The following is a 14,300-nucleotide window of genomic DNA, read 5'->3' as shown; positions in this document are numbered from 1 at the left end:
AACGAAGTGACGAACACGGTTCACAAACGGGTGCCCGGCGCATCAACAGTCGAAACCCCTTGTGGGGTCACGTACAACGTCGCAGCCGATCACCTTCGTCGAGTGTCCACCGACGGTCTCGTCACGAACGCTACGAAATGCGGTCGCTGTTTCGATGACGGAGGCGGATACTGAGTTGCGCCCCCGTTCGAACGGATGTCTCGGGCCGCATCCGGCTCGCATAGTCGTGTCGATATCGTAATACGTACGTCGGAGTCCGTCCGTCACCCATCCCGGATTCTGCGGGTTTCACCGGAGCGCGTTTCGAACTCGCACGGCCGAGGGGGACCCGGGCGAGAGCGGTCGGGTCCCGGTGGCTCGGAGACTGCGCTCGCGGACCGTCGACTGAGACGCCGGCTCACCCGAGACACGGGCTCACCCGAGACGCGCGACTCCGGGAGTCACGGGTCCTCGCAGAGAGGAAGAGAAGGGCGAGCCGGACGAATTGCATTCAATTCTCCCGTGGCTCTCACGCGCCCAGCAAGCGCGCGACGACACCCGCGAGCACGAGTATCCCGCCGAGGATGAACGTTCCCGGAAGCGGGAGAGCGAACACGACCACGCCCACTACGATGACGATCGTCGAGGTTCGCATGCGGGATTTGATTCATCTCCGCCACTCATAACGGTTGTGCCGGTGCCAAACGGAGGCTAAATCGGCCGAAAAACGCCTTGCTACCCGAGTGTTCGCGGTGAAAAAGTACATGGGCGCTGCAGGCTCCGGTTCGACCGCCGAACGAATCGACCTTTCAGACGTGAGGCGGCCGAATTGGAGAGTTTGTGTGACCAGAATTTGACACTTAACATGCTGTCCTGTGACCAGATGAGAGATACATAGCGCAGAGTCACCCGAATTAGCTGCCTCGACAAACACAGCAAATGACTCGGCTACTCTATTATCGATCGTTGTGTAGGTGGGGTAAATCGTTTTCAGGCTCGTATACGTACTTGATTTATGGGTCACGATAGCATACCACATCAAAATGCGGAGTCACCAATTAGTGACATCGCGTATCTAGCGCGGTCCGAACACCGCGTTCCGACACTCGTCGCGCTGACAGAGCGTCCCCGGAGTCGCTCTGAACTCTGTGAGTTGGCCGGTGTCTCCTCCTCCACGATACGGCGGACACTGGATGAGTTCGAAGACCGGGTCTGGATCCGCAAAGACGGCTACCAGTATACAGCGACCCGGCTCGGTGAAGCGATAGCTTCAGCAATGCAGGACCTGATCGAACAGGTCGAAACAGAACGAAAATTGCGTGACGTCTGGCACTGGCTTCCTGAGGAGGTCAGCGAGTTTCCCATCGAGACGTGGGACGCGATGACCATCACTGTTGCCGAACCCGATTCACCGTACCGCCCGATCGACCGATTCGAGTCGCTTCTCAAAGAGACGAACGATCTTCGATTAGTTCGCCCTGAAATTGCTTTGATGGAGCCGTGCTTTGAGGTTCTCGTTCAACTGATCGATGAGGGGGTTGACGTGGTCTTGGTGGCTCGACCGGAGAGTCATACGTACTTTCTTTCGACGTACCCGGAGCGAAGCGTAGAAATGATGCAACAGGACAATTTCACCGTTCTGGAGCACGATTCCCTCCCTCCATGTGGAACTGGTCTTCTCGATGAGCGTGCCGCCATCAGCTGTTACGAACAGGACAGTGGGACGGTCCACGTGTTGATCGACACCGACGTAGCGGCTATCCGTGAGTGGGCACAGTCGGTGTGCGACACGTACGCGTCAGAGGCTCAGCCAGTCGAACCCCCGTAGAATGGAGATTACCGATTTCATTACTGAAACTGATCGGTGCGTAGGCTGCTGTAATCTCGGCTCGTTCCAAGGGTTCGTCCTAGAGTTGACCGGGGAGGCGTTCGGTCCCGACCGTCCTCGGGTCGCAGAGGGTGATGATTTTGCAGCGACTGCCAGGCCAGCAGTTCCTGGCGGACTATCACAAATTAACTACAGTATCTTTGCCGTCGTATCGTCGCTGGCAGGGAGGTGACCCACATGACCGACGACCAGCACACCTCGCACGGCATCGACCTCGAAACACTCGAAGGGTTCGCCGAACACGCAGCTGACGACCCCGAAGCTGTCCAGCTCGGCCTCGAAGCGTCAGCAACCTACGAGGGGACGGCCGCCCACAGCTTGGCAAAGATCGATAGCTACGAGCTCGGGGGAGAGACGGTCGCTCGTGATACGCGCGAATACACGATTCCCTACGGGGGCTGGAAAGAAGTGTTGGAGGCGGGAGGATGGATCGGAGCGACCGACCGGATGGAGCCAATTGAAGCGGCGCTGTCGGCGCTGGCCGCCTGTATCAACGTCGGCATCACGATCAACGCCGCCGCCAATGACGTGGACATCGACCACCTCCAGACGCGTGTCCGGACCGATTTCGATCCAGCGGTGCTGTTCAGCCTCAAGGAACTCAAAGAGGCCGACTCGGCGTTCGAGAACCTAACCGCCGAAATTGAGATAGACGGCGAGGACCTTGATCAAGACCAGATCGACGAGTGGGCACGGCGGGCACCCGTCTACACGCTCGTCTCGCTCGCTCAGGACGTCGAAATGGCCGTCGCTTCGCCCGCCGAGGTGGCCGGAGACGACTAACCGGTGACAACCAATGAGCGAATCACTCGACACGGACAAACTCGAACGCGAGGTCAAGTCGATATATCAGGATGTCTCGGAGTCCGCCGACGCCGAGTTCCACTTCGAGACGGGGCGCGATCTCGCCGTCCGCCTCGGGTACGACCCCGACGACCTTGACTACGTTCCGGACGCGGCGATCGACTCGTTCGCGGGTGTCGGCTACTACTTCGACTTGGCAGCGCTTGAATCAGGTGCGGACGTGCTTGACCTCGGCAGTGGCTCGGGGATGGACGCCTTCGTCGCCGGGCTACACGTAACTGAGACGGGTGCAGTAACGGGCATCGATATGACCACAGAGCAAGTCGAGAAGGCCAACGACCTCGCAGCGGACAACGGCTTCCACAACGTCACCTTCCGCGAAGGGTATATCGAGGACCTCCCGTTCGAGGACGCATCGTTCGACGCGGTGGTCTCGAACGGCGTAATCAACCTTTCCGCCGAGAAGAGAACGGTCTTCGAGGAGGCGAACCGGGTGCTCAAACCGGGTGGGCAGCTGGCTCTGTCCGACATCATCAGCGAACAACAGATGCCCGAGAGCATCAAGTCCGACGCGGACCTGTGGGCTGCCTGTATCGGTGGTGCCGAACAGATCGACAGCTACACGACGTTCATCGAAGCTGCTGGCTTCTCAGTGACGGAGATCCGAGAGAACACACAGTACGAATTCCTCTCTGATCGGGCGGCCAACGCGTGCGAGAAGTACGGTGTCAAGAGCGTCACGGTCGGGGCAATGAAGTGATCAGTATGGCGACAGAAAAATCAGTCACAGACGAACAGGGAGAACAGGTCCAGTTCGAGTCGCAGGTCCGGAAGGGGGCGGCGCTGATGGCTCTCGCCGGAATCGCGTTCGTCGGCTACGGTGTCGTGTTTCTCGTGCTGAACTTTGTGGGGAGTGGATTTGAACTCGGAGTCAGTACGCTGGCCGGGATGACGGCCGCCGATCTCGATCCGACGGTGGCGTACTACATCAGTCACCTCCACGTGGCCACCGCTGCGTTCATCATCTCAACGGGCATCGCCGTCGCGGGCCTCTCGTGGTACGGCGTGCGCCAGGGGCGCACCTGGGCGTGGGCGACGGCGATCGTCAGTGCCGTCGTCGGCCTGGCGCTCGCGTTACCGATGCATTGGACGGGAGATGCGTTCGCTCACGATTGGGTGACGCATCTCGGACCGATCTACCTGGCGACGATTATCTTCATCGTCGGGGTCGTACTGTCGTACCGAGGAGTTCAGACTACGTAGCTGATTTCACCGAGCCCTGCCTTCATTTATGAGTTTAATATCGGGCGTCGTACTGCACACTGGTCAGGGGTTGACCCTTGGGGAGTACCTGTTTCGGGTGATCGTTCATCTACTCGCCGTCGTCGGCATCGGTGTAACAGTCCACTGGGGTATCCGAGCGATCGAAACCATCCGTTCGGAGAACGGCAGGCGGGGAAGTGTCAATGACAATGAACTGTGACACCCCATAGACTTCTGATGCGTTCGTAAGAACCTGTGTCATCAGAACCTCGTCCCACGGGGAAACGTGGCCACAATCTACTTGTGAACCGTCTATTACGAAAGGTGGGAAGAACACGAGTGGGTGTGAAACCACATCTACCGTCTAGTTTCTGTGCTCACAAGCAAAACTACGGCCACTCGTCAATCGGCGATTAGTTTTTTTAAATGTGGCCAGTTTGGCTGTACGCGAATCCCGGTGACATCCACTCGCCCAATCGCCCATCGAACGAAAGCAAGGTCTAGACCGTTCGACCGATAATTGCCGCGCTGTCTGGCGATTATTTCGCCTCAAATCATGGGCGCTGCAGGATTTGAACCCGCGACAGCTTGGTCCGAAGCCAAGCACTCTATCCAGACTGAGCTAAGCGCCCGTACCGTTTGCTATCTCGTTAGACGTTTTAAGTCCCGCGGTTCGGAAGCGTCGGATAGTCGTCATCGACGGCTCTCGGGTTCGTGACCGCGAGCGATCAAAAAGAATATTATCGGGACTGGGTATGTATCTCTTAGTAGATGTGTCTTGGTCGTCCGGCCTGCCAGCCGAATGAGTGGCCCGGTTCGCTCCCGTCGTCGAGGTGCGCCCATGTATGATCTGAGGCCGCACTTCGACGAGGAGGTCGACCCCGGGACGAACCTCCTCCTCACCGGCCCGCCGCTGACCGGCAAGCGGTCCATGATGATGGACGTGTTGGCCGCCGGGACCGACCGCGGCGACGGCGCGATCGTCGTGACCACGAAGGACGGCGCCGACCGCGTCCTGAAAGAATACGAGAAGCGGACGCCCTACGGGGGAAAGCCGGTCGCCGTCGTCGACTGCGTCACGCGCCAACAAGGCGTCAGCGACGCCCGCGAGTCGGATCGGATCAAGTACGCCTCCTCGCCGGTGGATATGACGGGAATCGGGATCAAGCTCTCGGAGTTCCTGCAGGCGTTCGGCGACCGCGGCATCGAAGAGAACCGCGTGATGGTCCACTCGCTGTCGACGCTGCTGATGTACTCGGACCTCCAGACGGTGTTTCGGTTCCTTCACGTGTTCACCGGGCGCATCCAGAGCGTGAACGGACTCGGGCTGTTCAGCATCGACTCGACCTCCCACGACGACCAGGCGATGAACACCCTCAAACAGCTCTTCGACGGCGTCATCACGCTCTCCGAGGACGGCGAGCCCGAGATTCGGCTGGCCTGAATCAGCCGGTTCGATACCTCTTCTTCTCGTTTCGACCTCCCCGACTCCGGCCGGGCCGGGCTCGATCGCTACGGCCTCGATCGCTGTGGCCTCGATCGCTCCGCCGGCCATCGAGTTCGAGTGATGGATTTAATCGCCGCCGCTGCGAACGCTAAGCTATGCCCGTCACCGACGACGAGGGACTCGACCGACTGCTCGACGCCGACACGATCGCCGTCGTCGGCTGTTCCACGACCACCGGCAAGGCGGCTCACGACGTGCCGGCGTACCTCCAGCGGCACGGCTATCGAATCGTTCCGGTGAACCCGTTCGCCGACGAGGTCCTCGGTGAGCCGGCGCACGACGAGCTCGCGGACGTCGACGCCGAGATAGACATCGTGAACGTGTTCCGCCCGAGCGAGGAAGTGTCCGAGATCCTCGACGCGGTGCGCGAGCGACACGCGGCGCGCGGCGACGCGGGCGCGGCTTGGCTCCAGCTCGGGATCACCCACGACGAGGCGGCCGCGGCCGCGGAGGCCGACGGGATAACCGTGGTACAGGACCGCTGTATGAAGATCGAACACGGCCGCCTCCGCGGATAGGGCCCGGACCGAGTCGCGACTAGCCCTCCCACTCCTCGAACGAGCGGTACACGCCCTTCGAGAGGTAGCGCTCGGAGGAGTCGCAGAAGACGGTGGCCACCGTGTCGTGGGGCGCGTCGATCGCGCCGTCGCGGATGTCGCGGGCGACCCGCTTGGCCGCGATGGCGTTCGCCGCGGCGGAGGAGGCGACGAGCTGTCCCTCTTCGGCCGCGAGTCGGCCCATCTCCTCGTGGACCTCGCGGTCGGGGACGGTGACGATGTCGTCGACGACGTCCGGGTCGAAAAGCTCGTTGCGGTCGATGTCGTGGGTGCCGATCCCCTCGGTCTTGTACTCCTCGTGCTCGACCTCCTCGCCGAGGAACTCGCGGTACGCGGAGCCGGCGGGCTCGACCGCGACGACGTGCGTGCCGGGGTCGCGCTCGCGGAAGTAGCGGGCCATTCCCATCAGCGTCCCGCCCGTGCCGCAGCCGGCGACGACGGCGCCCACCTCGCCGTCCAGCGCCTCGTCGATCTCGGGGGCGGTCGTCTCGTAGTGGGCCTCGGCGTTGAGCGGGTTCGAGAACTGCTGGGGGACGACCGCTTCGTCGAGCTCCTCCGCGATGGCGTGTGCGCGATCGATCGCGAACCCCATCCCGTCCTCGCTCGGGGTGTTGACGACCTCCGCGCCGAGCGCGCGCATGAGCTGCTGTTTCTCGACGGAGAACCGCTCGGGGACGACGAACACCGCGTTCAGCCCGAGCTGTTTCGCCGCGACCGCCAGCCCGATCCCGGTGTTGCCGGCGGTCGGCTCGACGACGGTGCCGCCCTCCCCGACGTCGCCGCGCTCGAGCATGCGTTCGAGCATGTGCTTCCCGATCCGGTCTTTGACGCTCGCGCCGGGGTTGAACGACTCCAGCTTCGCGTACACCGGCACCGCGTCCGGCGAGTCGTGCACCCGGACGAGCGGCGTCTCCCCGATCGTCTCCAACACCGACGACAGGGGCTCCCGATGGGTCGTCATGTTCCCGAGATCGTTGCCGCCCCTTTTGCGTGTTTCCATGAGCGCGTCGGTCAGGGTGCGACGCCGTGCCGGTGAGTGACGGCGTGCCGGTGAGTGGCGGCGTGCCGGTGAGTGACGGCGTGCCGGGGATCGAACAAACTTATGCCCCTCGTCCGGTTCCGAAGAGGTATGAGCGAGACCGATGCGCAGGCCGACGTGACGGTCGTCCTTCCGGACGGATCAGAGCTGGACGTTCCGGCGGGGGCGACAGTCGAGGATGTCGCCTTCGAGATCGGCCCCGGGCTCGGTCGCGACACCGTGGCGGGGAAGATCGACGGCGAACTCGTCGAGAAGTACGCCGAGGTCCACGACGGCGCGCGGATCGAGATCGTCACCGACCAGTCCGACGAGTACCTCACCGTGCTGCGCCACTCCGCCGCCCACGTCTTCGCGCAGGCCCTTCAGCGGCTCCACCCCGAGGCGACGCTCACCATCGGCCCCCCGACCGACGACGGGTTCTACTACGACGTGACCGACGTCGACCTCGACGAGGACGACCTCGACGCCATCGAGGACGAGATGGAGGCGATCATCGAGGCCGACTACGACATCGAGCGCGAGGTCCGGTCCCGCGAGGAGGCCACGGAGATCTACGCCGACAACGAGTACAAGCGACAGATCTTGGAGGAGGAAGCCGACGACGAGGAGGTCACCTTCTACGTGCAGGACGACTGGCAGGACCTCTGTCAGGGCCCGCACGTGGAGTCGACCGGCGAGATCGGCGCGGCGGCCTTACTGGAGGTCTCCGCCGCCTACTGGCGCGGCGACGAGGAGAACGACACGCTCACCCGCGTGTACGGGACCGCGTTCGCGTCCGAGTCCGACCTCGAGGAGCACCTGGAACTGCGCGAGGAGGCGTTAGAGCGCGACCACCGGAAGATCGGTCAGGAGATGAACCTCTTCTCGATCCCGACGGTGACCGGGCCGGGGCTCCCGCTGTATCACCCGCCGGGGAAGACCGTGCTCCGCGAGCTCTCGAACTTCGCCAACGAGCTCAACCGCGAGAACGGCTACGAGGAGGTCGAGACCCCCCACGTGTTCCGGACGGAGCTGTGGAAGCAGTCCGGACACTACGAGAACTACAAGGACGACATGTTCCTCCTCGACGTCAACGACGAGGAGTACGGGCTCAAGCCGATGAACTGCCCGGGTCACGCGACTATCTTCGACCAGCAGTCGTGGTCGTACCGCGACCTCCCGCAGCGCTACTTCGAGAACGGGAAGGTGTACCGGAAAGAGCAGCGCGGCGAGCTCTCCGGGCTCTCGCGCGTCTGGTCGTTCACCATCGACGACGGGCACCTGTTCGTCCGTCCGGACCAGATCCGCCAGGAGATCGAGTCCGTCATCGAGATGATCTTCGAGGTCGTGGAGACGCTGGACCTGGACGTCGAGGTCGCGCTGGCGACCCGCCCAGACAAGTCCGTCGGCGGCGACGAGATCTGGGAGTCGGCCGAGGAGCAGCTCCGCGACGTGCTGGAGTCCGGCGGCTACGACTACGACGTCGAGCCGGGCGACGGCGCCTTCTATGGCCCGAAGATCGACTTCGGCTTCGAGGACGCCCTCGGCCGCGTCTGGGACGGCCCCACCGTCCAGCTCGACTTCAACATGCCCGACCGGTTCGACCTGACCTACACCGGCGAGGACAACGAGGACCACCAGCCGGTGATGATCCACCGCGCGCTGTACGGGAGCTACGAGCGCTTCTTCATGGTGCTCATCGAGCACTTCGACGGCGACTTCCCGCTGTGGCTCGCGCCCGAACAGGTCCGCATCCTGCCCGTCTCCGACGGGACGCTCGGCTACGCGCACCGCGTGAAAAACGAGCTCGAAGACGCCGGCTTCCGCGTCGAGGTCGAGGACCGCGACTGGACCGTCGGCCGCAAGATCCGGGCGGGCCACGACGACCGGCTCCCGTACATGGTCATCGTCGGCGACGACGAGGAGGGGTCCGGGACCGTCTCCGTGCGCGACCGCTTCGAGAACCAGCGCGGCGAGGTCGAACTCGACGCCTTCGTCGACCACCTCGTCGCGGAGCGCGACGAGAAGCGGACCGAGCCGGACTTCGTCGACGACGACTGAGGCGGGTCGCGCGATACTGAGGCGGGTCGCGCGATACCCTCGCACGGGCGCGATTCGGCTCCCGACCGGCTTGCGCGTTCCGTCGCGTTTTTATCGCCGCCGATTCCTTTGTCGCGTATGTCGAATCAGGTTCCGACGGTCGACGAACGGCCGCCCGACGTCGGGGAGCTGACGCCGCCCGATCGCACGCTGATGGGGCCGGGTCCGAGCGACGTTCACCCGCGGGTGCTGAAGGCGATGAGCACGCCGCTCGTCGGTCACCTCGACCCCTCGTTCGTCGAGATCATGGACGAGGTCCAGGAACTGCTCCGGTACACCTTCCGGACCGACAACAAGTGGACGATCCCGGTCTCGGGGACGGGGTCGGCGTCGATGGAGGCCGCGATCGGGAACCTCGTCGAGCCGGGCGACACGATGCTGGTGCCCACGAACGGCTACTTCGGCGGGCGGATGCGGTCGATGGCCGAGCGCGCGGGCGGCGACGTCGTCGAGGTCGACGCGCCGTGGGGCGAGCCCCTTGATCCGGTCGACGTGGAGCGCGCGTTCGACGAGCACCAGCCGGACGTCTTCGGCTTCGTCCACGCCGAGACGTCGACCGGCGTCCGCCAGCCGGACGTGCCCGCGCTGACCGATATCGCGCACGCCCACGACGCGTACGTGATCGCGGACTGCGTCACCTCGCTCGGTGGCGTCGAGATGCGCGTCGACGAGTGGGACGTCGACGCCGCCTACTCCGGCCCGCAGAAGTGCCTCTCCTGTCCGCCCGGCGCGAGCCCGCTCACCCTGAACGACCGGGCGATGGAGAAGGTGCTCTCGCGCGACGAGCCGGCCCGCTCGTGGTACCTCGACCTCTCGCTGCTGGAGGGGTACTGGGGGGAGGACCGCGCGTACCACCACACCGCGCCGATCACGAACGTGTACGCGCTCCGCGAGGCGCTCCGACTCGTCGCCGAGGAGGGGATCGAGGAACGGTGGGCCCGCCACCGCGACGTCGCCGGCGAGCTGAAGGCCGGCCTGCGGGACCTCGGACTTGAGATGAACGCCGCCGAGGAGTACTGGCTGCCGAGCCTGAACGCCGTGCGCGTCCCGGACGGCGTCGACGACGACGTCGTCATCGACCGCCTCCTCGCGGAGTACGACCTCGAGATCGCCTCCGGGCTCGGCGACCTCGAAGGCGACATCTGGCGGATCGGCTGTATGGGTCACTCCGCTCGCCGGAAGAACGTCGAGTACGTGCTGGCGGCGCTGGCGGACGCGCTGGCCGAGCAGGGGTTCTGAGCGGTCGGGAGCGCGCCGCACCCGCTCGCTCCGGCCCACACCCGACTCGCCAGCGCGGGGTTTATTAATACGGGTCCCTCTCCTTGGTAGGGGATGAACGATCTACGAACCGGACTGAGCTACGGGGACGTGCTGCTCGTCCCGCAGCGGTCGCCGGTCGACAGCCGGAGCGACGTGGACCTCTCGACGCCGTTCACGCCGAGCCTCGAACTGGAGACGCCGCTCGTCTCGGCGGCGATGGACACCGTCACCGAGGCGGAGCTGGCGATCGAGCTGTCTCGCGCCGGCGGACTCGGCGTGCTTCACCGGTTTCTCACCGTCGACGAACAGGCGGCACAGGTCGAACGCGTCGCCGCCGCGGGCGAGCGGGTCGCCGCGGCCGTGGGGATCAACGAGGACTACGTGGCCCGGAGCGCCGCGCTGGTCGCGGCCGACGTGGACGCCGTCGTCGTGGACGTCGCGCACGGGCACCTCGAACGCACGATCGCGGCGGTCGAGGCGATCGCCGATGAGTTCCCGGAGACGGACCTCGTCGCCGGCAACGTCGCGACGCCCGCGGGCGTCGCGGACCTCGCGGCCGCCGGCGCGGACTGCGTGAAGGTCGGGATCGGCCCCGGCTCGCACTGCACCACGCGGAAGGTCGCGGGCGCCGGGGTCCCGCAGCTCACCGCCGTCGACGACTGCGCGACGGCGGCGGAGGACCTGGACGCGACGATCTGCGCCGACGGCGGGATCCGCACCTCCGGCGACGCGGTGAAGGCGCTGATGGCGGGCGCCGACACCGTGATGCTCGGGAGCCTCTTCGCCGGGACGACGGAGGCGCCCGGCGCGGTCGTCGAGGTCGACGGCACGCGGTACAAGCGCTCGCGGGGGATGGCGACGACCGCCGCCGCCGAGGACCGCGACGACAAGGGGACCGACGTGGTCGCCGACGAGGGGGTCGAAGCGCTGACGCCGTACAAGGGGCCGGTCGCGGCCGTCGCCGAGGAGTTCTGTCAGGGGATCCGCTCGGGGCTGTCGTACTGCGGCGGGCACACGATCGGGCGCGCCCGCACCGAGGCCGAGTTCATCCGCGTCGCGCCCGGCGCCAAGGAGCGCGAGGGGTTCCACACCGACGACGACTGGGAGGGGATCAGCGTCGACAGCGAGACGCAGCGGGTCGGCGACGCGACCGACGAGAGGCCGGCCGAAAGCGACGACTGAATCGCGGGAGACGCCCGACCGACGACTGAATGACCGGAGACGCCCGACCGACGACTGAGTCGCCGGAGACGCCCGACCGACGACTGAGTCGCCGATCGAGGGACGCGTGGGGGCCATGCGTCTGTCTGACTCACTCGCGAGCGACTTTTCACGGTGACCCCGCACTCTCGACGCATGACGGACGCCTTCGGCCGCGCGATCCGAGACCACTTCCGCGGCGAACGGGACGAGCCCCTCCTGCACCGGGACGGCGAGGAGACGGTCGAACACCCGATCGAGGCGTTCTACTTCGCCGACTTCGACCCGAGCGAGGACCCGGCCCACGAGTGGCTGGCGTCCCGCCTGCGGGGTCCGCTCGTCGACCTCGGCGCCGGGACCGGGCGACACGCGCTGTACTTCCAAGAGCGGTTCGAGACGGTGGCGATCGAGCCGAGCCCCGCGCTGGTCGAGACGATGCGGGAGCGCGGCGTCGAGGACGCCCGCGAGGGCGACATGTTCGCGCTGCGCGAGGCGTTCCCGCGCGACCGGTTTGGCTCGGCGCTCGCGAACGGGACCCAGGTCGGGCTCGCGGGATCGATGCGGGGACTCACCGAGTTCCTCGGCGACCTGTCGTACGTGACGACGCCGGACGCGACCGCCGTCGTCGACTGTTACGACCCGACTCACCCGGCGACCGCCGACCTCGTCGGCTACCGAGACGACCCGACGCCGGGGCTCGCACACCGGGTCATGTTCTTCGAGTACGAGGGCGAAACGAACCCGATCCTCCAGCTTCGGCTGTTCAGTCCCGCGCGCCTCTGCGAGGCCGCGGTCGGGACGGACTGGGCGGTCGACGAGGTCGCCCGCGGCGACGACGAGAACGGGTACCACTACCGCGCCGCGCTGCGGAAGCGGTAGGAACTGGAAAGACCCCCCGCGTTGCCGTCGCCGTCTGCCATCGCGTCGCTGTCGCGGTCCGCTACCACGCCGTCAGCGCCGCGCGTCCGTGATCGCGTGCGAGGAGCACGAGGAAGGTCAACACGCCGGTGACCGCGAACGCGCCGCCGACGCGGAAGACGGACGCCATGCTCACCTCGACCATCAGCCAGCCGGCGATGAGGGGTCCCGCCACGGAGCCGGGCCGCCAGACGAGCTCGCGGATCCCGAAGCTGGAGGCGACGCCGCCGTCGTCGGTCCCTTCGTCGGCGAACAGCGCCATGCTGGCCGGCTCGCGGAAGGAGTCGGCGACGCCGAGCAGTCCCGAGAAGGCGACGAGGGGCAGGTACGCCGGCGGCAACTCTCCGAGGACCGGCAGCGTCACGTCGGCCCCGAGCGCGGTCCCGATTGCGGCGGAGAACGGGATCACCATCGCGATCAGGCCGTACGCGCCGCCCCCGGTGAAGACGAACAGCGAGCGACCGTAGGCGTCCGAGAGCCGACCGGTGAACAGCTGGCCCACCATGTTGGTCGCCTTCTCGGCGGTGACCGTCACCGCGATGGCGACGCCCGCGACGCCGAGGCCGCCGCCGGTCATCGACGTCCCGGCGTAGATCGGCACCCAGGTCCGGACCATGGTGACGGCGAAGGCGTACTGCGCGCGGAACCCCGTGATCGTGAGGATCTTCCGGTTGACCGCGAGCTCCGAGAAGGGGAACCCCTCCACCCTGGTGTCGTCGTCGTCCAAGACGAGCCACGTGACGACCCACCCGACGACCATCAGCCCGGAGATGATCGCGAAGATCGGGCCGAAGCCGAGCGCGTCGTAGATCGCGCCCGCCGACAGCGACCCGGCGATCGAGGCGGCGAAGGAGGCGGCGTTCGCTTTGCCGATCTTGTCCGCTCGCGTCCCGACGTCAGCGATCTGGCCGACCAGCGACAGCGTCATCAGTCCCGCCCCGGTGACGACGAGTCCCTGCAGGGCCCGGACGAGGATGAACGAGGCGGAGGAGTCGACGAGCGGGAACAGAGCGTAGACGCCGGCGCCGACGCCGAGGACGACGAGCAGGACCGTCCGCTTGTCGAACCGATCGCCGGCCCACGCCAGCGGGACCACGGCGACGGTCTGTGCGAGCGTGAACCCCGTAGTGTACATCCCGATGATGAACCCGGCGGAGATGGAGACGCCCAGCGCCGTCGTCGCCTGCGGGTCGAGCGCGTTGATGTACGGCCCGAGAAGCGTGATCAGGGTGATGAAGCCGAACCCCTCGGCGAACCGCGTGAGGTAGAGCGCCCAGAACTGTGATCGGATCGCCCCGTTCCCGGCGTCCGCGTTGTTCACACCGGATCGGCGCGCAGGCGGTCAAAGTGGGTTTCGATCCGACGGACGTGGCCGGATCGTCGACGGAGTTATGAATCGGCCACAGCGTTCTCCCGGCGTGGGCGACCCCGCCTGCGACCGTCGGTTCTGCCTCGAGTGTGACCTCGCGGTAACGCGGGTCGACGACTCCTGTCCGGAGTGTGGCGCACCGATCGACACTCCCGACGACGACCGAGACCGGACCGTCGCCGAACTTGTCCCGGCCGCTCTACGACAGCGCGTCGCCGAACTTGTCCCGCCGGAAGAGGTCGATCTCCTGTGCCGACGACCCCTCGCGCGTGGCCGCGAAGGCGATCGCCTCGGCCACCTCCTCGGGCTCAGTCACCGTGCCGGGTTCGAACCGCTCCTCGAACGGCTCGCCGTCCTCACTGCCGAACTCCGTGCGCACTTCGGAGGGGTTCACGACGGAGACGGCGACCCCCTCGTCGCCGACCTGCGCCGCGACG

At 65.8% G+C, this 14,300-nt stretch carries 13 protein-coding genes, 1 tRNA gene and 1 pseudogene; 10 read left to right on the top strand and 5 right to left on the bottom strand.

What is annotated here, in order from left to right:
- Positions 1 to 508 precede the first annotated feature (508 nt).
- On the bottom strand, positions 509 to 634 hold the full coding sequence (locus DJ81_RS19850; protein ID WP_254921573.1) for a hypothetical protein: 126 nt from the start codon (positions 632 to 634) through the stop codon (positions 509 to 511).
- Between the two features lie 360 nt (positions 635 to 994).
- Between DJ81_RS19850 and DJ81_RS17850 the strand changes: the two genes are divergently transcribed.
- The 4 genes from DJ81_RS17850 (at position 995) to DJ81_RS17835 (ending at position 3,934) form a co-directional block, all read left to right on the top strand.
- On the top strand, positions 995 to 1,807 hold the full coding sequence (locus DJ81_RS17850) for a winged helix-turn-helix domain-containing protein (protein WP_094590925.1): 813 nt from the start codon (positions 995 to 997) through the stop codon (positions 1,805 to 1,807).
- Between the two features lie 237 nt (positions 1,808 to 2,044).
- The gene (locus tag DJ81_RS17845) at positions 2,045 to 2,650 is read left to right on the top strand and encodes an OsmC family protein (RefSeq protein ID WP_094581308.1); all 606 of its coding nucleotides are present in this window, start codon (positions 2,045 to 2,047) and stop codon (positions 2,648 to 2,650) included.
- Positions 2,651 to 2,663: 13 nt separating this feature from the next.
- Positions 2,664 to 3,431, top strand: a complete 768-nt coding sequence (locus DJ81_RS17840) for a methyltransferase domain-containing protein (protein ID WP_094590923.1) — start codon at positions 2,664 to 2,666, stop codon at positions 3,429 to 3,431.
- A gap of 5 nt (positions 3,432 to 3,436) precedes the next feature.
- Positions 3,437 to 3,934, top strand: a complete 498-nt coding sequence (locus DJ81_RS17835) for a hypothetical protein (protein WP_094525845.1) — start codon at positions 3,437 to 3,439, stop codon at positions 3,932 to 3,934.
- A gap of 557 nt (positions 3,935 to 4,491) precedes the next feature.
- On the opposite strand, the gene DJ81_RS17825 is transcribed toward DJ81_RS17835, so the two are convergent.
- Positions 4,492 to 4,566 (bottom strand) — tRNA-Arg (locus DJ81_RS17825).
- Between the two features lie 209 nt (positions 4,567 to 4,775).
- Between DJ81_RS17825 and DJ81_RS17820 the strand changes: the two genes are divergently transcribed.
- Entirely contained in the window at positions 4,776 to 5,378 is a 603-nt protein-coding gene (locus DJ81_RS17820; RefSeq protein ID WP_094522784.1) for a recombinase RecA, read from the top strand.
- A gap of 158 nt (positions 5,379 to 5,536) precedes the next feature.
- Positions 5,537 to 5,959, top strand: a complete 423-nt coding sequence (locus DJ81_RS17815; RefSeq protein ID WP_094590919.1) for a CoA-binding protein — start codon at positions 5,537 to 5,539, stop codon at positions 5,957 to 5,959.
- Positions 5,960 to 5,978: 19 nt separating this feature from the next.
- On the opposite strand, the gene DJ81_RS17810 is transcribed toward DJ81_RS17815, so the two are convergent.
- Entirely contained in the window at positions 5,979 to 6,959 is a 981-nt protein-coding gene (locus tag DJ81_RS17810) for a PLP-dependent cysteine synthase family protein (RefSeq protein WP_094590917.1), read from the bottom strand.
- A gap of 141 nt (positions 6,960 to 7,100) precedes the next feature.
- On the opposite strand from DJ81_RS17810, the gene thrS reads away from it, so the two are divergent.
- The 4 genes from thrS (at position 7,101) to DJ81_RS17790 (ending at position 12,455) form a co-directional block, all read left to right on the top strand.
- On the top strand, positions 7,101 to 9,077 hold the full coding sequence (gene thrS, locus DJ81_RS17805; RefSeq protein WP_170938363.1) for a threonine--tRNA ligase: 1,977 nt from the start codon (positions 7,101 to 7,103) through the stop codon (positions 9,075 to 9,077).
- Positions 9,078 to 9,194: 117 nt separating this feature from the next.
- A complete protein-coding gene (locus DJ81_RS17800; protein ID WP_094590913.1) occupies positions 9,195 to 10,355 on the top strand; it encodes an alanine--glyoxylate aminotransferase family protein in 1,161 nt (386 codons plus the stop codon).
- 93 nt (positions 10,356 to 10,448) lie between these two features.
- Positions 10,449 to 11,558, top strand: coding sequence for a guanosine monophosphate reductase (locus tag DJ81_RS17795; RefSeq protein WP_094590911.1), 1,110 nt, complete (start codon positions 10,449 to 10,451; stop codon positions 11,556 to 11,558).
- Between the two features lie 174 nt (positions 11,559 to 11,732).
- Positions 11,733 to 12,455: a methyltransferase domain-containing protein gene (locus DJ81_RS17790; RefSeq protein WP_094590909.1), complete on the top strand. Its 723-nt coding sequence runs from the start codon at positions 11,733 to 11,735 to the stop codon at positions 12,453 to 12,455.
- Between the two features lie 61 nt (positions 12,456 to 12,516).
- On the opposite strand, the gene DJ81_RS17785 is transcribed toward DJ81_RS17790, so the two are convergent.
- On the bottom strand, positions 12,517 to 13,815 hold the full coding sequence (locus DJ81_RS17785) for an MFS transporter (RefSeq protein WP_094590907.1): 1,299 nt from the start codon (positions 13,813 to 13,815) through the stop codon (positions 12,517 to 12,519).
- 247 nt (positions 13,816 to 14,062) lie between these two features.
- Positions 14,063 to 14,300 (bottom strand): annotated as a pseudogene (locus DJ81_RS17780) (SDR family NAD(P)-dependent oxidoreductase); the annotation flags it as partial.

Source organism: Halorubrum sp. Hd13 (assembly GCF_002252755.1).
Classification (GTDB): Archaea; Halobacteriota; Halobacteria; order Halobacteriales; family Haloferacaceae; genus Halorubrum.
This window is presented reverse-complemented; position numbering and strand designations above follow the sequence as displayed.

Coding starts and splice junctions, on each gene's coding strand:
- DJ81_RS17800 (WP_094590913.1), top strand. CDS start 9,195: ATGTCGAATCAGGTTCCGACGGTCGACGAACGGCCGCCCGACGTCGGG.
- DJ81_RS17835 (WP_094525845.1), top strand. CDS start 3,437: ATGGCGACAGAAAAATCAGTCACAGACGAACAGGGAGAACAGGTCCAG.
- DJ81_RS17840 (WP_094590923.1), top strand. CDS start 2,664: ATGAGCGAATCACTCGACACGGACAAACTCGAACGCGAGGTCAAGTCG.
- thrS (WP_170938363.1), top strand. CDS start 7,101: ATGCCCCTCGTCCGGTTCCGAAGAGGTATGAGCGAGACCGATGCGCAG.
- DJ81_RS17845 (WP_094581308.1), top strand. CDS start 2,045: ATGACCGACGACCAGCACACCTCGCACGGCATCGACCTCGAAACACTC.
- DJ81_RS17810 (WP_094590917.1), bottom strand. CDS start 6,959: ATGACGACCCATCGGGAGCCCCTGTCGTCGGTGTTGGAGACGATCGGG.
- DJ81_RS17850 (WP_094590925.1), top strand. CDS start 995: ATGGGTCACGATAGCATACCACATCAAAATGCGGAGTCACCAATTAGT.
- DJ81_RS17815 (WP_094590919.1), top strand. CDS start 5,537: ATGCCCGTCACCGACGACGAGGGACTCGACCGACTGCTCGACGCCGAC.
- DJ81_RS17790 (WP_094590909.1), top strand. CDS start 11,733: ATGACGGACGCCTTCGGCCGCGCGATCCGAGACCACTTCCGCGGCGAA.
- DJ81_RS17820 (WP_094522784.1), top strand. CDS start 4,776: ATGTATGATCTGAGGCCGCACTTCGACGAGGAGGTCGACCCCGGGACG.
- DJ81_RS17795 (WP_094590911.1), top strand. CDS start 10,449: ATGAACGATCTACGAACCGGACTGAGCTACGGGGACGTGCTGCTCGTC.
- DJ81_RS19850 (WP_254921573.1), bottom strand. CDS start 634: ATGCGAACCTCGACGATCGTCATCGTAGTGGGCGTGGTCGTGTTCGCT.